Source organism: Chelativorans xinjiangensis (assembly GCF_009812055.1).
Classification (GTDB): domain Bacteria; phylum Pseudomonadota; class Alphaproteobacteria; order Rhizobiales; family Rhizobiaceae; genus Chelativorans; species Chelativorans xinjiangense.
Window position 1 is genome coordinate 1 of the sequence record NZ_WQNH01000007.1, and the last position, 16,988, is coordinate 16,988.

Sequence of the window (16,988 nt, forward strand, 5' to 3'; positions counted from 1 at the left end):
GCGGTCCCTTATTCGCCCGTTCGGCGGAAAAAGTCATAAGACAAGCAATTCCAGGAAAAGTGGAAACCGGTTCCGTCCGGAATTGCGAAAGAATTAGACTAGTTCATCGATTCCGTAAAACGATGAACGGGTTTAAGTTTGCGCCAACGGAAGGGGCCGCTTCATCCATGATGCCGACAGAACGATTTCCCGATCTCGAAGAGGCCTCGGTGCTGATCACCGGCGGCGGTTCGGGCATCGGTGCCGCGCTCACGGAAGGTTTCCTGCGCCAGGGTGCGCGGGTGGCCTTCATCGACATCGCCGATGAGGAAAGCCGCGCGCTTTGCGACCGGCTGGAGGGGGACCTCGGTCGCAGACCGCTTTTCCTCCATGCCGACCTGCGCGACATCGAGGCGCTGCGCAAGGCGGTTTCCGAGGCGGCCGAGGCGCATGGGCCGGTCTCGGTTCTCGTCAACAATGCCGCGTGGGACGACCGCCACAGCGTTGAGGACGTCACGCCCGACTACTGGGACAACAACCAGGCGATCAACCTGCGCCCGCAGTTCTTCGCCGTGCAGGCGGTGGTGCCGGGCATGAAGGCGGCCGGCGGCGGCGCCATCGTCAACTTCACCTCCATCTCCTATATGATCAACCAGGGTGAGATGCCGGCCTACTCGGCCGCCAAGGGCGGCATTGTGGGCCTGACCAAGGGGCTTGCCGGCGCGCTTGGTCCCCACGGCATCCGCGTCAACGCGATCGCGCCCGGCTGGGTGATCACGGAACGGCAGAAGAGGCTGTGGGTGACGGAGGAAGGGCTTCAGCACCACATCGCGCGGCAATGCCTCAAGGATACACTGCAGCCGGAGGACATGGTGGGGCCATGCCTCTTCCTCTCCTCCGGACTTTCGCGCACCGTCACCGCGCAAACACTTATCGTCGATGGAGGAGTGCTATGAGCGATGTCGCGGTTTCGGTTCTTTCAGATACTGCCTGCCGTCTGGGAGAGGGGCCGGCCTATGACGCCCATACCGACACGCTCTTCTGGTTCGATATCCTCGAACGCAAGCTTCTCGAACTGCCGCTGTCGGGCGGGAAAGCGCAGGTGCACGACTTGCCGGTGATGGCGAGCGCGCTGGCACGCGTGGACGAGACACGCCAGCTCCTTGTGACGGAGACGGGCCTGCAGCTTCGCGACAGGGCGTCCGGCGCGCTGGAAATGCTGGCCGAGGTGGAGGCGGACCGCCCGGACATGCGCTCCAACGACGCCCGCCCGCACCCCGCCGGCGCGCTCTGGTTCGGCACCATGGGCAAAACCTCGCAGGAGCAGGCCGGCGCCATCTACTGGTTTTTCAAGGGTGAGGTGCGGCGGCTTTTCTCGCACATCACCATCCCCAACTCGATCTGCTTCTCCCCCGACGGCGCCATCGGCTATTTCGCCGATACCCGTGAGAACCGACTCTACCGCGTTGCCTGCGATCCGGAGACCGGCCTACCCGTGGACGACCCGGTGCTGACCGTGGAAGGCAACGAGATGCCGGGAGGCATCGACGGCTCGGTGATAGACGCCGAAGGCACGTTGTGGAACGCGCGCTGGGGCGGTGGGCGGCTCGACGCCTGGACGGCGCGCGGCGAGCTTATCCGCTCTATCCCGCTGCCCGCGCGGCAGGCCACCTGCCCGGTCTTCATCGGCCTCAATGCCGACCGCCTCGCGGTCACCTCGGCCTTCCAGGGAATGGATGAGGCGGCGCGCGAGGCCGATCCGGACGCCGGCAAGACCTTCGTGCTCGACCTTCCCGTCAAAGGTCGGTTCGACCCGCCGGTGCTTTTGTAAGCCTACTTCGCCGCCTCCAGGCAGACCTGCGTGTGCCCGGCGCCGAGGAAGCCGAGCTTGGAGGCAGCGGCCTTCGACAGGTCGAGAATACGCCCGCGCACGAACGGGCCCCGGTCGTTGATGCGTACGGTGACGGCCCGGCCGTTCTTTCGATTCACCACCTTGACCTTCGTACCGAAAGGCAGGTTGCGATGGGCGGCCGTCATGGCGGCCGGGTTCATGCGCTCGCCGGAGGCGGTCTTCGATGTCAGCGCATACCAAGACGCGCTGCCGCACTGGGCATGGGCCGCGGCCGGGACGGCCGCGATGAAGACAGTGGCCGCAAGGGCCGGCACGCCGCGCCGGGCCAGAAATGCTCTCATGCTTCGGGTTCCCCAAATCCTTTAAATCTTCAACCGCGCTTAGGGGCCAAATGAGGCAGGGGGAGGACGGGAAAGGAGGAATTTGGTCGGAGCGGAGTACTACAAATACCCGTCAGATATTGTCTTTTATCAGTCTCTTTTTGGCGAATGCGCGGCCTGAATGCGACTTGAGATATTTTTCAAATTCGAGCGCAGTGATTTTGTTGGAGAAGGCACAATACCATATGAGCTGCCAAGGAGCATATTTGGCGATGTGCTGCGACCTGCCTGCGTTGTGATCGGCAATGCGCTGCTTCAGATTTGCAGTTGCGCCGGTGTATTCTTGTTCTGGGAAAGGTAGGCTGCGGAGGATGTAGACGTACCACATGTGCGTGTCCGGCCCGTCTTCGCCTCCGCTTCGCTCCAGCTACGCCGGACACTGCTTCGCTCTAACGGCCAACGCGCGGCTGCGCCATGCGTAGCCCGCAAGGGCGAAGCGTGGTGCCCAGGAGAGGACTCGAACCTCCACGCCTCGCGGCACACGGACCTGAACCGTGCGCGTCTACCAATTCCGCCACCTGGGCTAGGTGCGCTGCCGATGTAAGCGGCGGCGCTTTGTGTGTCAACGCGGATTCTGCGATTTTCTCCGGCGGCTCCGCCGCCCGTGCTCAATCTTCCAGGATCTCCTTGGAGGCGACGGTGGAATCGGCGTTGAGGCGGTAGACGATGGGCACGCCGGTGGCGATCTCGGTTCTGACGATCTCCTCGCCGCTCAGCCCGTCCAGCGCCATGACGAGCGCGCGCAGCGAGTTTCCGTGGGCACTCACCAGCACCGTCTCGCCGCGCAGCACATGGGGCTGGATGTCGTGCAGGTAATAGGGCCACACGCGGGCACCGGTGTCCCGCAGGCTTTCGCCGCCGGGTGGCTGCACGTCGTAGGAGCGGCGCCAGATATGCACCTGCTCCTCGCCCCATTTCTTGCGCGCGTCGTCCTTGTTGAGGCCGGAGAGGTCGCCGTAGTCGCGCTCGTTCAGCGCCTGATCGCAGATGGTCTCAAGGCCCTCCTGGCCGAGCTCGGCGAGGATATGGTCGTTCGTCACCTGCGCGCGCGACAGCACCGAGGTGAAGGCGATGTCGGGCTTGAGCCCGTGCGCCTTGATCCTGCGGCCGGCATCTTTCGCTTCCTCATGGCCTTTCTCCGAAAGGCCCGGATCGCGCCAGCCGGTGAACAGGTTCTTCAGGTTCCATTCGCTCTGGCCGTGGCGGACGAGGACGAGGGTTCCGGACATGGTAGCTCCCTTGCAATATATGGAAGATCGAGGCGTGAAGGATCAGGCGAGGCCCAGGACGTCGAGCATGGAGTATAGCCCCGGCTTCTTCTCGCGCGCCCACAGCGCCGCCTTCACGGCGCCACGTGCGAAGATAGTGCGGTCCTCGGCGTTATGGGAGAGGACGATGCGCTCGCCCGTGCCGGCGAGGATGACGGAATGCTCTCCCACCACCGAGCCGCCGCGCAGTGTGGCGAAGCCGATCGTGCCGGCCTCGCGCACGCCCGTGTGGCCATCGCGCACGCGCACGCTTTTGCCGGTGAGGTCAACGCCGCGGCCTTCGGCCGCCGCCGCTCCCAAAAGCAGCGCCGTGCCCGATGGCGCGTCCACCTTGTGGCGGTGGTGCATCTCCAGGATCTCGATGTCGAAATCGGCGGCGTCCAAGGCCTTTGCCGCCTGGCGCACCAGTACCGAGAGCAGGTTGACGCCAAGGCTCATATTGCCCGACTTGACGATGGTGGCATGGCGGGCTGCCGCTGCGACCGCCGCTTCGTCCTCGTCCGAAAGCCCGGTGGTGCCGATGACGTGAGTGATGCGCGCTTGCGCCGCATAGCCGGCAAACTCCACCGTCGCCCGCGGCGTCGTGAAGTCGAGCACGCCGTCGGCCTTGGCGAAGGCGGCCAGCGGATCGTCGCTGATCTCGACATTGACGATGCCGATGCCGGCCAGCTCGCCGGCGTCCTTGCCGAGATGCGGCGATCCGGGGCGTTCGATTGCGCCCGCGAGACGGGCGCCCTCCATCGTGTGCACGGCGCGGATCAGCGTCTGACCCATGCGGCCGCCGGCGCCCACCACCACCAGACCCATGTCACCCATCAGCGTCGCTCCTCCGTCTCCTTCGTTCGAGGTGCCCTTTTCGTGCCGCCGCTGTCAACCGGCACCGCTTCCAGAAGGTCATCGGCCTTGTCCGTCTGCATGCGGTAGAAGCGGGCATAGATGCCGTGCGGCTTTCGGACCAGGGTGCGGTGCGTGCCCTGCTCCACCAGCCGCCCCTCTTCCAAAACAATGATCTGGTCGGCGTTGATGACCGTGGAGAGCCGGTGTGCGATCACCAGCGTGGTGCGCGTCTTCATCACCCGGTCGAGCGCCTGCTGCACCTTGGCCTCCGATTCATTGTCGAGCGCCGAGGTGGCCTCGTCGAGGAGCAGGATAGGCGCGTTTCGCACGATGGCGCGGGCGATCGACAGGCGCTGCCGCTGGCCGCCCGAAAGGGTGGCGCCGCTCTCCCCCACCAGCGTGTCGTAACCCTGGGGCTGCCGCAGGATGAATTCCTCTGCGTTGGCGAGCTTTGCCGCTTCGTCGATCTCGGCGTCAGTGGCGTCGGGCCGGCCGTAGCGGATGTTGTCGCGGATCGTCCCCTCGAAGAGATAGGGATGCTGCGAGACGTAGGCGATGGCGGAGCGCAGCGAGTGCTTCGTGACCTGCGAAATGTCCTGCCCGTCGATGGCGATCTTTCCGCCTTCGAGGTCGTGGAAACGCTGCAGGAGGGCGAAGAGCGTCGACTTGCCTGCACCGGAAGGGCCGACGATGGCGGTCGTCTTGCCGGCCTTCGCTTCGAAGGTCACGCCGTGGAGCACCGGCATGTGCTCGGCGTAGGAAAACCGCACACCGGCGAAGGAGACGTTGCCTTCCGCGACCTCGAGCGGCTTGGCGCCGGGCACGTCGCCCTGCTGCGGTTCGAGATCGAGAATCTCGTAGATCATGCGCGCGTTGACCAGCGCCCGCTCGATGTTCACCTGCACGCGCGCCAGCTTGCGCGCCGGGTCATAGGCCAGAAGCAACGCGGTGATGAAGGCGAAGACGGAGCCGGGCGGCTCCGCATGCGCAGCCGCGCGCCAGCCTGCATAGGCGAGGACGGCGGCAATGGCGAAGCCTGCCAGAATTTCAGTGATGGGTGCCAATCGCTCGGAAACGCGGGCGATCTTGTTGGAGCGCGCTTCCGCATTCCGAATCAACCCGGCCAGCTTGCCGGCCAGCACATCCTCCATGGTGAAGGCCTTGATGATGGCAATGCCCTGGATCGATTCCTGCATGGCGCCCAGGAGCCGAGAGTTGATCACCACAGCCTCTCGCGTAATACGCCTCAGCCGCCGCATCAGGTAGTTGACCGCGTAGACCAGCGGCGGCCCGACGACAAAGGCGACGAGAGACAAGAGCGGGTCCATGACCACCATCACGGTCACCAGGCCGGCGAGGGAGACCAGATCGCGCGCGAACGCCGCAAGGGTGAGGTTGAGGAGATCGCGGATGCCGGTGATGTTCTGGCTGATCTGTGCGGCAAGCTGACCGGAGCGCGTGGCGGTGAAGAAGCCGATGTCGAGACGCATCAGGTGTTCGAACATACGGCGCTGATAGCGGGCGACGATGTTGTTGCCCACTTGTGCCAGGAGCACCGACTGCCCATAGGTGGCGAAGCCGCGGATCGTGAAGGCGGCGATGATCGCCAGCGCAATCCAGTAAACGAGCCCCCAGCGCTGCTCGTAGAAGACTTCATCGATGATGTCGCGCATGATCCAGGCGCTGAAGGCGGTGGTGGCGGCGATCGCCAGCATGCATAGCGCGGCGATGCTGTATTGGGGGATGAAGTCGCGGCCGTTTTCCGCCAGCACACGGCGGATGACGGCGATCACTTCACCGGGTTCGGGCGCGGTCTTGCTTTTCTTGCCGGACAATGAGCATCCGTTGTCGCTGCGGCGGCCATGGGCCGGGTTCACTCGGGTTCTGGCAGCCTATGCCCCATCGACCGCGCGCATGCAATCATCAATACGGGCGTCAATACCGGCTGGAAGCGATGGACAACAGGCCGTCACGCCTTCCAGCGACGGCCCGCCGTCTCAACGCCGAAGCGTGCCGGTGTACGCGCGTAGGCCGCAAGGCCGGTAAGCGCGGCCATGGGATGCGTGATGACATAGACTGGCATGGAGGCCAGGAGCTGGCTGTGCGGCGCCTTGTCCTCGAAGGCAGCGCGGAACCTGCCGTTCTTCAACGCCGGCACGATCTTCTGGGCGATGCCGCCGGTCAGGAAAACGCCGCCGCGGCTCATGAAGATGAGCCCGAGGTCGCCGGCGAGCCGACCCAGATAGGTGACGAAGAGATCGAGCGCCTCGACCGCCATGGTGTCGCTATGGTCGAGCGCGGCGCTAGTGATCTCGGCCGGCGTTGAAAACCGAGCCTCCTTGCTGTCGGCGCCGGCGATCGCGCGGTAGAGATTGACCAACCCGCGCCCGCACAGGATCTGCTCCGCCGAAATGCGCCCCTCGATGGCCTCCAGATGCGGGAAAATTTCGTTATCGCGGGCCGTGCGCGGGCCGAGATCGACATGCCCGCCCTCGCCGGGCACGGGTATCCAGGTGCGATGCCCGTGCACGAGCCCCGCCACACCGAGGCCTGTGCCCGGCCCCAGAACGACACGGCTGCCGACAGTCTCGGCCTCGCCGCCGCCGATCTTTTCCAGATGTTCCTCGCCGAGCGCCACGACGGCCAGCGCCTGCGCCTCGAAATCGTTGAGCACGACGACATCGCCGAAGCCCATGGTCTCCATCATCTGGCGCGGCCGCACCACCCAATCGCAGTTGGTGAGGTCGATCTCGTCGCCGTCCACCGGACCGGCCACGGCCAGAACGGCGGAGCGCGGCAGGAGGTGGGTCTGGTCGAGAATGGCACTCTGGATCGCCTCGTCCAATGTCGCATAGTCGGCCGTCTGCACGACCGGGAATTCCTTCGGCTCGGCATAGGAGTCGACGACGATGGCGAAGCGGGCGTTGGTTCCGCCGATATCGCCGATGAGGATTGGGAAGTCGAGCACCCTGTCGGAATCGCTTGAATAAGGCATCGTTCCTACCGACTATCTTCCTGGCGCGGGTATGCTCGCGCCTTCCTTTTCCAAAATGGCTTCCGCCGTGGCGCGATTGAGCGCCATGGGAATATCATACACGATCGCCAGCCGCATGAGCGCCTTGACATCGACATCGTGCGGCATCGGCGTCAGCGGGTCGACGAAGAAAATCACCAGGTCGACGCCGCGCTCGGCGATCATTGCACCGATCTGCTGATCGCCGCCCAGCGGCCCGCTCTTCAGACACCTGATCTTCAGATCGGGGCACGCCTTGGAGACGCGCCCGCCGGTGGTGCCCGTGGCGACCAACTCGCAAGCGGCCAGATACGCCCGGTGATCGCGGGCGAAGGCCACCATGTCGTCCTTCTTCTGGTCGTGCGCGATGAGCGCGACGCGTCGCCGGTTCAAGTCTCTCACCAAGCCGGGAATCTAATCGGTTGAAGCTCTATAAGCGAGCGAAGCGGCCATGAAAAGCCGCCCGCTTGTATTTAGGGAGATTAGCGATAAGGCCGCGGCGAAGGCAGGGGGATGTCGGCCGGCTGCAGCGACAGGAGCAGCGAGGCCGGGTTGGCGGCACCGGCAAGGGCCGGAGCACTCTGCGTGGCTTGCGCCGGCAGTCCCTCCGGTCCGGCCAGCGTCACCGCCGCCTCGGACGGCGGCGCCGGCGCTTCGAGCACCGCACGGCAGGCGTTGGGCAGGGCGGCCATGGTCATGACGTCGCGGGCTTTCGGCTTCTGCGGTCCTTCGGCGGGCCGCCACGGCTCCTCGGTGAACCACCATGCGAGGCTGTCGTCGCAGCCCTCGCTCCTGGGTGTGGCGTCTTGAGGCTTGCAGCCCGTCGAACCTTTGGGGCAACCGATGCGCACGTGGAAATGATAGTGATGGCCCCAGAAGGGGCGGATCTTATGTAGCCACGAACGGTCGCCTTGGACCGTGTCGCACAGCTTCTTCTTGATGCCCGGATGCACGAGGATGCGCTCGACCTCCGGATAGCTCGCCGCCCTCCTCAGCACCGCCTCGTGCGCCCGCGTCCATTTGCGGTCGTCGACATAGAGCGTATCGCCCTTGAGCATGGAAACTGCGCTCACGCGCTCGCGCTCGGCAACGCTCATGCGCTTGTTGGGCATGGGCGTGAACCAGATATCGGCGTCGAGGCCGATCTGGTGCGAGGCGTGGCCGGAAAGCATCGGCCCGCCGCGCGGCTGCGATATGTCGCCCACCAGGAGCCCCGGCCAGCCATCCTGCGCCGCCTCGCGCGACAGGCGCTCGATCAGGCGGATGAGGTCGGGATGGCCCCAGCGCCGGTTGCGGGACAGGCGCATGGCCTGCCAGTGCGGGCCGTCGGGGGCAATCGCAATGCCACCGGCAAAGCAGCCCTTGGAGTAGAAGCCGTAAGCGGCCGGTGCGGTGACCGCCGGCAACGTCTTGGCGCCGAAAAGCTCCTTTGCCAGCGGTTCGGCCTTGGCCGGAACCGCCGCTGTCATTGCCAGCGCCAGACAAGCGCCGGCGAGCCGGATAAGACGAGATCGCCGCATCAATCCCCTCCTGATAAAATCAGGTTTGCCCCGAATCATAACATATTTGCGGCAGATTTGCCCTTCCAGGCGCCCGCCTCCCACATCGCCTCCAGCGCCTTGCGGAAATCCGGGTAGTGCAGACGGTAGCCGGATTCCTTCAGTTTCCGGTTCGAAGCGCGCTTGCACTCGGCATAGAAGGAGCGGGCCATGGGGCTCATATCCGCATCCTCGAAGGCGATTTCCGGCGGCGGCTCGACGCCCATCAGTCGCGCTGCATAGGCGACGACGTCTTGTGGTGGCGCCGGCTCATCGTCGGTGACGTTGTAGATGCCGCCGGCGGGCGCCTGCATCAGGTGGCGCAGGGCGCCGGCGATGTCGGCCACGTGGATGCGGTTGAAGACCTGACCGGGCTTGACGATGCGCCTGGCGGTGCCGGCGGCGAGGTTGACGAAGGCGTTGCGGCCGGGACCGTAGATGCCCGAAAGCCGCAGAATGGCGACCGGTATCCCCGCCTCCCGGGAAAACGCCATCCACGCCTTTTCCGCATCGAGACGCCACCTGGAGCGCCGCGAGGTTGGCCGGCATTCGCTTTCCTCATCCACCCAGGCCCCGCCATGGTCGCCGTAGACGCCAACGGTGGAGAGATAGCCCACCCACTCGAGCGCCGGCATCGTGCCGGCAGCGGCCGCCCGCAGATCGGTGAGAACCGGGTCGCCGTTTTCGTCCGGTGCGATCGAGACGAGGAGGTGGGTCGTCGTGCGCAGGGCTTCGAGGATGCCGGCGCCGAGACCTTTGCCGGTATAGACAAAGGGACCGATGCCCTTTCCGGCGAGGATGGCGGCTTTCTCCGCGCTGCGCGTGGTCCCGCCGATGAAGGGTGCCTCGCCGGCGATCTCCCGTGCGAAGGCTTGTGCCGAGTAGCCGGCGCCGAAGATGAAGACTCGCGCGCTCATTCCGCCTCGTCCTCCAGAAAACCGTGCTCGCCGTAGAAGGCCCGCAGCTCTTCCAGCGCGGGATGGGCAAACACCCTTCTTAGATAGGCGCGAATGCGCGGCAGGTGGTGCAGATAGCCGGGCTTGCCGTCGCGCTGGGCAAGCCGCACGAAGATGCCGAGCAGCTTGGTGTTGCGCTGGGCGGCGGTGATGGCATAGGCCTCTTCGAAGGCGGCGCGGTCGAAGCTTGGGGCACGGCGGGCATCGCAATAGGCGTCCACCACCGCGCGCTCCAGCGCCTCGGGAATGTCCGCCCGCGCGTCGAGGGCGAGCGAGGCGACGTCGTAGGCGCCGGGGCCGAAGACGGCATCCTGAACGTCGACGAGGCCGAGACGCGCCAGGCCCTTCTCCTCCTCGCGCCAGATAATGTTGGGCGAGTGGAAATCGCGCAGCACCAGGCTTTGCTCGCTGGCCTCGAGACGGGCGAACAGCGACGACCAGAGACGCCCGAACGCCTGCCGCTCGGCCTGGTTCGCCGCGCGGCCCTTCACATGGGGCAGATACCAGTCGAGCAGGAGTTCCGTCTCGATGCCGAGTGCCGCGGGGTCGTAGGGCGGCGGGGCGTAGTCGACGCCCTCGGCGACGGGGAACCGCTCGGGCCACGAGCGCTCGTGCAGCGCTGCGAGCAGGCGGGCGGCGCCCAGATATCGCTCGGGGATGGGGGCGCCGCCGGTGGCGACGAAATGCTCATCGCCCAGATGCTCGATCAGGAGGAGGCCCTGGTCGAGGTCTTGCGTGTGGATGCGCGGTGTGAAGAAGCCGGCCGCGCGTAAGCCCCTCGCCACGCCGACGAAGGCCGTTACCGACTGGGCGAGGTGGGCGATGCGGCTATAGGGCAGGCCGTCGCGGACGACCGGCTCGTCGTGCCGTTCGGGCGCGTCCATGAGGATGAGCCTCTCTCCGCGCGCGGTGGTGATCGTCTCGTAGGCGCGAACGGAGGCATCGCCCAGAAGGAAGGTCCGCCGGGCGCCGGCGTGGCCGGAAGCGTCGAGGAACTCCCTGATGGCGAAGGAGCGGGCGATGCGCGCGCGGGCTTCGTCCGGTGCGGCGATCTCGACCTCGCGCCCGTCGCCGCGCTCGTGCAACGTGATGCGGATCGCAGTTTGGAAGGCGCCGGGCGCGCGCTCGGGCCATTCCACCAGCGCTATGCCTTCGGCAACCGCTTCGGCCAGCCCCAGCTCTTCCAGCTCCTCCGGCGCGGAGAGGCGGTAGAGGTCGAAATGATGGGCGGGGATGCGCAGGGCGTAGCTTTGCGCCAGGGTGAAGGTGGGGCTCGGCACGTCGAGAGCGAGATCGTCGGCAAGCGCGCGGATGATAGCGCGGGCGAGCGTTGTCTTGCCCATGCCGAGGTCGCCGTGAAGGGCCGCCACATCACCCGGCCTGAGAGCGATCGCCAGATCCTCGCCCAGCCGATTGGTCGCCTGCTCGTCCGGCAGAATACGCGCGAGGGGTTTGGGCGCCGTCATAAAGGCCGTTTATTCCGCCGCGGCGCGCACGCCCGTAGGCGCCAAGGGGAACCGGCAGGTGACAGCCGTGCCGTGGCCCTTGCCGGTATCGATCTCCACCTCGCCGCCGTGCAGCTCGACGAAGCTCTTGACGATAGAGAGCCCCAGGCCGGCGCCGCGGCGGCGCCCGCCCTTGCCGCTCGGCTCGAAGCGCCTGAAGATGGCTGCGAACACCTCCGGCGACATGCCCGGGCCGTCGTCGTGGACGCGGAATTCCACGCCCTTGCCGTTCTGGCGGGCGGTCAGCGTGATGTTGCCTTTCTCGGGTGCGTAGTTCGCGGCGTTGCTCAACAGGTTGTAGAGAATCTGGCGGATGCGGTTCTCGTCGGCGTGGAAGGCGACGGGCGCTTCGTCCAGCTCGATATCCAGAGTGATGTCATGCTCGCGCAAGCGCTCGCTCACGAGGTCCGCCGCCGCCTTCACTGTCGGGCGGATCTCCACCTCGCCGATCTCCAGCTCCATGATGCCGGCGTCGACCGTGGCCAGATCGAGGATGTCGTTGACGACGGTGAGAAGCAGCGAGGACGACGATCCGATATGGTCGACATATTCGCGCTGGCGTTGGCTGAGGGGCCCCGTCGTCTCCAGCGCCAGGAGCTCGGTGAAGCCGATGATGTTGGTGAGCGGCGAACGCAACTCATAGGAAACGTGCTGTACGAAGTCGTTCTTCAGCTTGTCCGCTTTCTCCAGCGCCTCGTTCTTCTCCTTCAGCGCGCGCTCGACGTTCACGCTGTCGGTCACGTCGACGAAGGTCATCATCACCTGACCGTTGGGCAGGTGGACGATGGCGTAGTGGAGGATGGTGCCGGTGGTCAGCTCGATACGACCGTTGCTGTCGCGCCGCTCGTCGTCGAAGCCGGTCACCGCGGCGACGAAAGCATCCCACGGGCTGGGCTTGGCCACTGCATCGCAGACCGCCTTGAGAGCCGAGATATGGGTGTCGCCTTCCACCAGCTCGCCGGGGATGCCCCAAAGGGTGCGGAAGGCGGGGTTCGACAGGCGCAGACGGCCGTCCGACCCGAAGACCGCGACCCCTTCGGCCAGATTGTCCAGCGTCTCGCTCTGCACCTGGACGGCAGCGTTGTAGCGGCTTTCCAGGTCGATCTTCTCCGTCAGGTTCTCGAACACCCAGGTGACGCCGCCCTTGGGCTGCGGATTGGCGATGACGCGGATTGTGCGGCCGTCGGGCAGGTGCCACCAGTACTCCTGCGGTTCCACTGCCCGATAGGCGGAAAGAAGCTGCTCCTTCCAGCGCCGCCATTCGGGCTGCTCTGCCAGCTTGCCCTCACTGCGCAGGCGGTCGAGCAGCAGCGCATTCTCCGGCCCGCCGGCGAGGAAGGCGGCATCGAGGCCCCACAATTTCTGGAAGGCCTGGTTGTGGAACTTCAGCTTCTGCTCGGCATCGAAGATGGCGACCGCCGTGTTGAGCTGGTCCAGCGTGTCGGCGTGGCTCTGCACGGTGCTCTCGTATTCGCGCCGCAGCGCGTCGAGCTCGCTGGTGTCCAGGGCAAGGCCGGCGCTGCCGTTGCGGCCGGCGAAATCCGTGACCATGAACAGGCGCCGGTCGCCACCGACCACGGTGGAGAGCTCCTCGCTGAACACCGCCTCCTGCAGGTGGTGCTGATTGAGCGCCGCGCGGGCGGGTGTCGGCAGGAATTCGTGTCCGTCGCGCACCGCCGCGTCCACGCCCTCGGCCTCGACCGAACGCGCGTAGGCGGCGTTGACCCACTTCAACTTTCCCGCCTCGTCGCGCAGCCAGAAAGGCATGTCTAGTGCGTTGACGAGACCGAGAATGTTTTCGTGGTCGGCATGCAAGCGCTCGTGCGCGAGCTTCAGCCTGGCGTGCTCGGCCTGGGCCGCGGAGAGCGAGGAAAAGCGGATGACCGCATGAAGGGCGGACTTGCGCCCCTGCACCTCGATGAGGACGCCGGCGCTCGTCTCGGCCACGAGGTCGAAGCCGGTCCCCTTGTCGCGCAAGGCCTCCACGGCGCGGTCGAGCGCGGAGGCGGATTTCGGCATCAGCCAGCGGCCGAAGGCAAGGAATGTGCTGCGCTCGCGCGGGGCGCCGGTTTCGGCCGGCAGCTCCCCGGCGACGGAAGGGCGACCGCCGTCACCTGGCCAGACGACGACCCTCTGATCCTTCAGATTGAGAAGGGCTTCGGAGCGCGACAGGGCGCCGGAAAGCTCACCGACCCGCGTCCTGAGCTCGGCATTTTCGGCGGAGATGCGGGCGCGCTGGCGAATGAGCCAGATGGCCGACAGAAGCGCCGCCCCCATAACGCCGGCAAAGATGGAAAGCTGGATGACCTGGAGCGTATCGACCGAAATGCTGCCCAACGGCAGATTGATCGTCTGCTGCGCTGCCGCGCCACTCCCCGTCATCGCCGTATAGGCAAGAATTGGCAGCGACACGCGTGCAAACCGCCCCATCCCGCAGCCACATCCTTTCCTACGGGCCAGATGCCCAGAAGCCCCGCCGCAAAGCGGGTCCAGCCCCGGCATGCCTTGTTCCTCTCCGCCGCATGATCTCCAAGACCGCCCGATCCGCGCCGAACGCAGGCACATCGGCGCCCCTCGAATCAGTGCACTGTACCCGGTGAGCGAATCCGGGTGAAGAAGCAAGCGCGACAAAAATAATGCCGGGCTCTGAGACCAGAGCCCGGCACCCAATATATTGTGTTGTTCTTTTAATAGATCAGTATCTGTAGTGGTCCGGCTTGAAAGGACCTTGCGGGCTGACGCCGATATAGGCGGCTTGCTCGGGCGAAAGCTCGGTCAGCTTGGCGCCCAGCTTGCCGAGATGCAGGCGCGCCACCTTCTCATCCAGATGCTTGGGCAGCACATAAACCTGGTTCTCGTACTGGCCAGGACGCGCCCACAGCTCGATCTGCGCCAGCACCTGGTTGGTGAAGGAGGCGGACATGACGAAGCTGGGATGGCCGGTGGCGTTGCCGAGGTTGAGCAGGCGGCCTTCCGACAGGAGGATGATCCTCTTGCCGTCGGGAAATTCGATCATGTCGACCTGCGGCTTGATGTTGTTCCATTTGAAGTTGCGCAGGGCGGAGACCTGAATCTCGTTGTCGAAATGGCCGATGTTGCCGAGGATGGTCATGTCCTTCATCTGGCGCATCTGGTCGAGCGAGATGACATCCTTGTTGCCGGTGGCGGTGATGATGATGTCGGCGGTGGGGATGGCTTCCTCCAGCGTCACCACCTCGAAGCCGTCCATCGCCGCCTGCAGGGCGCAGATGGGGTCGGCCTCGGTGACCTTGACGCGGGCGCCGGCGCCAATCAGCGACTGGGCGCACCCCTTGCCGACGTCGCCATAGCCGCAGACGACGGCCACCTTGCCGGCCATCATCACGTCGGTGGCGCGGCGGATGCCGTCGACCAGCGACTCCTTGCAGCCGTACTTGTTGTCGAATTTCGACTTGGTGACGGAATCGTTCACGTTGATCGCGGGGAAGGGCAGAAGGCCCTTCTTCTGGAGCTGGTAGAGCCGGTTGACGCCGGTGGTCGTCTCCTCCGTCACGCCGCGGATGGCGTCCCGCTGGCGGGTGAAGAAGCCGGGCGTCTCGGCCAGGCGCTTCTTGATCTGCGCGAAGAGGATCTCCTCTTCCTCGTTGCCGGGATTGGACAGGACGTCCTCTCCGGCCTCGGCGCGGGCGCCGAGAAGGATGTACATCGTGGCGTCGCCGCCATCGTCGAGGATCATGTTGGAGGGCTCGCCGTCCGGCCACTGGAAGATCCGGTCCGTGTAGGCCCAGTAGTCTTCCAGCGTCTCGCCCTTGACGGCAAAGACCGGCGTGCCGGTCTCGGCGATGGCGGCAGCCGCATGATCCTGGGTGGAGAAGATGTTGCAGGAGGCCCAGCGCACCTCGGCCCCCAGCGCCTTCAGCGTCTCGATGAGGACCGCTGTCTGAATGGTCATGTGGAGCGAGCCGGTGATGCGGGCGCCCTTCAACGGCTGCTTGTCGCCGAATTCCTCGCGACAGGCCATCAGGCCCGGCATTTCTGTCTCGGCGATCTCGATCTCCTTGCGGCCCCACGGGGCAAGGGAAATATCGGCAACGATATAATCGGTGGCTGCCATCTGCTTCAGCTCCAGCTCGAAACGATCTTCACGCCGCGGAAAACGACGGGCGCAGGTTTCGGGCCTGACTAGCAGATCGCGCGGCGGGCGACAATGAAATATAAAGAAATCTTTATGCGTGCATGTCGTGCGGACGCATGGTGCCCTAACTCTCCTCGCCGAAGCGGCTGGCGATCAGCTCTCCCAGGGCATGCATGACGGCGGCCGCCTCGGGGCCGCGCGCGCTTATCCTGATGTAGCAGCCGGGCGTGGCAGCCAGCATCATCAAACCCATGATCGAGGTGCCACCGATGGCGATGCCGTCCTTTTCCACGGTCACCTCGGCGTCATAGCTGCCGACGAGCTGGACGAACTTGGCAGAAGCGCGGGCGTGCAGGCCGCGCTGGTTGACGATGGCAAAGTCACGCGTGACGACATCGTCCTTGGGGGGTTTGGTCGGCGTGATGCTCATTTGCCGTTGAGCACCTGGCTCGCCACGTTGATGTATTTTCGGCCGGCGGTCTGCGCCTCTTCCAGCGCCAGCACCATGTCGTTGCCGGCGCGCACGCTGGACAGCTTGATGAGCATCGGCAGGTTCATGCCGGCGACGACCTCGACACGGCCGGCATCCATGACCGATATGGCAAGGTTCGACGGCGTGCCGCCAAACATATCGGTGAGGATGATGACGCCGGCGCCTGTGTCGGCGCGGCTGACGGCGTCGACGATATCGCGGCGGCGCTGCTCCATGTCGTCCTCGGCGCCGATGGAGACGGTTTCGAGGTTTTCCTGGGGGCCGACGACATGCTCGACCGCATGGCGGAACTCTTCCGCCAGCCGGCCGTGCGTGACAAGGACGATGCCGATCATCGGGTTCCCGCCTTGCATCGGCACCGCGCCGCGTCATTGCGCCGGGCGGTCCGCCCCCTGTATGCGCGCTTCGAGGCTGTCACACTGTCACTCCGTCCAAATGGCTTACCCGATGCGCAATGTCCGCTATCATCCAGCGGTTATCCAGCGATCGGGTTCACCGTTGCCCGACTGCCTCACGATACGAGCGCTATCTTGTCAACGCACAAAGCGTTGACAAGCCCAAAACTGCCACGTTTTGACGGATTTTTGACGTCGAAACTCCCTTCTCAGCCGAACGGCGGCAGGGAGAGACGTGCCGCGATGGCGAAAACCGCGCCTTCGGCATCGTGCTCGGCAAGCTCCAGGCATGGCAGCGTGACGCCTTGCAGCGACATCTGCTCGTCCCCCTTAACGCGCGGTGCGGCCTCGGCCGCCACCAGCCGCACCACCAGATCGATCACCGCACGTGGCTCATGCGGCGTGCGGGCGGGACCGAAGCCGCGCGCCTCCACCAGGCCGCAGATCGTCTCGGGCGCACGGCCGATCACACGCCCGGCCGCGGCGGAGAGAAACACCTGGTCATCCGCGACGAGCCCTGAGAAGCGCCCACGGGCGGCGCAATAGGCCATGAGCGCCAGCGCCAACCTGGTCTTCCCGGAGCCGGACCGGCCGGTGACGAGGACGCCGCTTTCGCCGGCGATAACCAGGCTGCCGTGGCGGTTCGCCGGGGCCACCG

17 protein-coding genes and 1 tRNA gene are annotated in these 16,988 nt (G+C 65.6%); 2 read left to right on the forward strand and 16 right to left on the reverse strand.

What is annotated here, in order from left to right; genetic code table 11:
* Positions 1-167 precede the first annotated feature (167 nt).
* Together GM910_RS06770 and GM910_RS06775 are read left to right on the forward strand one after the other, a co-directional pair.
* Positions 168-935: an SDR family NAD(P)-dependent oxidoreductase gene (locus tag GM910_RS06770; protein WP_159586762.1), complete on the forward strand. Its 768-nt coding sequence runs from the start codon at positions 168-170 to the stop codon at positions 933-935.
* Positions 932-1,810, forward strand: coding sequence for an SMP-30/gluconolactonase/LRE family protein (locus GM910_RS06775; protein WP_159586763.1), 879 nt, complete (start codon positions 932-934; stop codon positions 1,808-1,810). Before GM910_RS06770 ends, GM910_RS06775 begins: the two co-directional genes overlap by 4 nt.
* A 2-nt stretch (positions 1,811-1,812) precedes the next feature.
* On the opposite strand, the gene GM910_RS06780 is transcribed toward GM910_RS06775, so the two are convergent.
* From GM910_RS06780 to GM910_RS06855, 16 genes are all read right to left on the reverse strand, one after another.
* Positions 1,813-2,172: a septal ring lytic transglycosylase RlpA family protein gene (locus GM910_RS06780; RefSeq protein ID WP_159586764.1), complete on the reverse strand. Its 360-nt coding sequence runs from the start codon at positions 2,170-2,172 to the stop codon at positions 1,813-1,815.
* Positions 2,173-2,284: 112 nt separating this feature from the next.
* On the reverse strand, positions 2,285-2,539 hold the full coding sequence (locus tag GM910_RS06785; RefSeq protein WP_159586765.1) for a GIY-YIG nuclease family protein: 255 nt from the start codon (positions 2,537-2,539) through the stop codon (positions 2,285-2,287).
* Between the two features lie 111 nt (positions 2,540-2,650).
* Positions 2,651-2,735 (reverse strand) — tRNA-Leu (locus GM910_RS06790).
* Between the two features lie 84 nt (positions 2,736-2,819).
* Entirely contained in the window at positions 2,820-3,440 is a 621-nt protein-coding gene (locus tag GM910_RS06795; protein ID WP_159586766.1) for a 2,3-bisphosphoglycerate-dependent phosphoglycerate mutase, read from the reverse strand.
* 42 nt (positions 3,441-3,482) lie between these two features.
* Positions 3,483-4,295, reverse strand: a complete 813-nt coding sequence (gene dapB, locus GM910_RS06800) for a 4-hydroxy-tetrahydrodipicolinate reductase (protein WP_159586767.1) — start codon at positions 4,293-4,295, stop codon at positions 3,483-3,485.
* The gene (locus tag GM910_RS06805; protein ID WP_246225891.1) at positions 4,295-6,151 is read right to left on the reverse strand and encodes an ABC transporter ATP-binding protein; all 1,857 of its coding nucleotides are present in this window, start codon (positions 6,149-6,151) and stop codon (positions 4,295-4,297) included. The genes dapB and GM910_RS06805 overlap by 1 nt, the downstream gene beginning before the upstream one ends.
* Positions 6,152-6,285: 134 nt before the next feature.
* On the reverse strand, positions 6,286-7,311 hold the full coding sequence (locus GM910_RS06810; protein WP_159586768.1) for a glucokinase: 1,026 nt from the start codon (positions 7,309-7,311) through the stop codon (positions 6,286-6,288).
* Between the two features lie 12 nt (positions 7,312-7,323).
* The gene (locus GM910_RS06815; protein WP_159586769.1) at positions 7,324-7,722 is read right to left on the reverse strand and encodes a methylglyoxal synthase; all 399 of its coding nucleotides are present in this window, start codon (positions 7,720-7,722) and stop codon (positions 7,324-7,326) included.
* Positions 7,723-7,811: 89 nt separating this feature from the next.
* Positions 7,812-8,849: a penicillin-insensitive murein endopeptidase gene (mepA, locus tag GM910_RS06820; protein WP_159586770.1), complete on the reverse strand. Its 1,038-nt coding sequence runs from the start codon at positions 8,847-8,849 to the stop codon at positions 7,812-7,814.
* Between the two features lie 35 nt (positions 8,850-8,884).
* On the reverse strand, positions 8,885-9,784 hold the full coding sequence (locus tag GM910_RS06825) for an SDR family oxidoreductase (protein ID WP_159586771.1): 900 nt from the start codon (positions 9,782-9,784) through the stop codon (positions 8,885-8,887).
* Positions 9,781-11,289, reverse strand: a complete 1,509-nt coding sequence (gene tsaE, locus GM910_RS06830; protein WP_159586772.1) for a tRNA (adenosine(37)-N6)-threonylcarbamoyltransferase complex ATPase subunit type 1 TsaE — start codon at positions 11,287-11,289, stop codon at positions 9,781-9,783. The genes GM910_RS06825 and tsaE overlap by 4 nt, the downstream gene beginning before the upstream one ends.
* Positions 11,290-11,298: 9 nt before the next feature.
* On the reverse strand, positions 11,299-13,830 hold the full coding sequence (locus tag GM910_RS06835) for a sensor histidine kinase (protein WP_159586773.1): 2,532 nt from the start codon (positions 13,828-13,830) through the stop codon (positions 11,299-11,301).
* A gap of 193 nt (positions 13,831-14,023) precedes the next feature.
* Positions 14,024-15,421, reverse strand: coding sequence for an adenosylhomocysteinase (ahcY, locus tag GM910_RS06840; protein ID WP_159586774.1), 1,398 nt, complete (start codon positions 15,419-15,421; stop codon positions 14,024-14,026).
* 145 nt (positions 15,422-15,566) lie between these two features.
* Positions 15,567-15,872 carry an HPr family phosphocarrier protein gene (locus tag GM910_RS06845; RefSeq protein ID WP_159586775.1) on the reverse strand — a complete coding sequence of 102 codons (306 nt, stop codon included), beginning with the start codon at positions 15,870-15,872 and terminating at the stop codon, positions 15,567-15,569.
* The gene (locus GM910_RS06850) at positions 15,869-16,270 is read right to left on the reverse strand and encodes a PTS sugar transporter subunit IIA (RefSeq protein WP_159586776.1); all 402 of its coding nucleotides are present in this window, start codon (positions 16,268-16,270) and stop codon (positions 15,869-15,871) included. Before GM910_RS06850 ends, GM910_RS06845 begins: the two co-directional genes overlap by 4 nt.
* Before the next feature lie 269 nt (positions 16,271-16,539).
* Complete coding sequence (locus GM910_RS06855) at positions 16,540-16,986, reverse strand: HPr kinase/phosphorylase (RefSeq protein WP_159586777.1); 447 nt, start codon at positions 16,984-16,986, stop codon at positions 16,540-16,542.
* Positions 16,987-16,988 lie beyond the last annotated feature (2 nt).

Coding starts and splice junctions, on each gene's coding strand:
- GM910_RS06845 (WP_159586775.1), bottom strand. CDS start 15,872: ATGAGCATCACGCCGACCAAACCCCCCAAGGACGATGTCGTCACGCGT.
- GM910_RS06825 (WP_159586771.1), bottom strand. CDS start 9,784: ATGAGCGCGCGAGTCTTCATCTTCGGCGCCGGCTACTCGGCACAAGCC.
- GM910_RS06770 (WP_159586762.1), top strand. CDS start 168: ATGATGCCGACAGAACGATTTCCCGATCTCGAAGAGGCCTCGGTGCTG.
- tsaE (WP_159586772.1), bottom strand. CDS start 11,289: ATGACGGCGCCCAAACCCCTCGCGCGTATTCTGCCGGACGAGCAGGCG.
- GM910_RS06795 (WP_159586766.1), bottom strand. CDS start 3,440: ATGTCCGGAACCCTCGTCCTCGTCCGCCACGGCCAGAGCGAATGGAAC.
- GM910_RS06780 (WP_159586764.1), bottom strand. CDS start 2,172: ATGAGAGCATTTCTGGCCCGGCGCGGCGTGCCGGCCCTTGCGGCCACT.
- ahcY (WP_159586774.1), bottom strand. CDS start 15,421: ATGGCAGCCACCGATTATATCGTTGCCGATATTTCCCTTGCCCCGTGG.
- GM910_RS06785 (WP_159586765.1), bottom strand. CDS start 2,539: ATGTGGTACGTCTACATCCTCCGCAGCCTACCTTTCCCAGAACAAGAA.
- mepA (WP_159586770.1), bottom strand. CDS start 8,849: ATGCGGCGATCTCGTCTTATCCGGCTCGCCGGCGCTTGTCTGGCGCTG.
- GM910_RS06835 (WP_159586773.1), bottom strand. CDS start 13,830: ATGCCGGGGCTGGACCCGCTTTGCGGCGGGGCTTCTGGGCATCTGGCC.
- GM910_RS06775 (WP_159586763.1), top strand. CDS start 932: ATGAGCGATGTCGCGGTTTCGGTTCTTTCAGATACTGCCTGCCGTCTG.
- dapB (WP_159586767.1), bottom strand. CDS start 4,295: ATGGGTGACATGGGTCTGGTGGTGGTGGGCGCCGGCGGCCGCATGGGT.
- GM910_RS06850 (WP_159586776.1), bottom strand. CDS start 16,270: ATGATCGGCATCGTCCTTGTCACGCACGGCCGGCTGGCGGAAGAGTTC.
- GM910_RS06810 (WP_159586768.1), bottom strand. CDS start 7,311: ATGCCTTATTCAAGCGATTCCGACAGGGTGCTCGACTTCCCAATCCTC.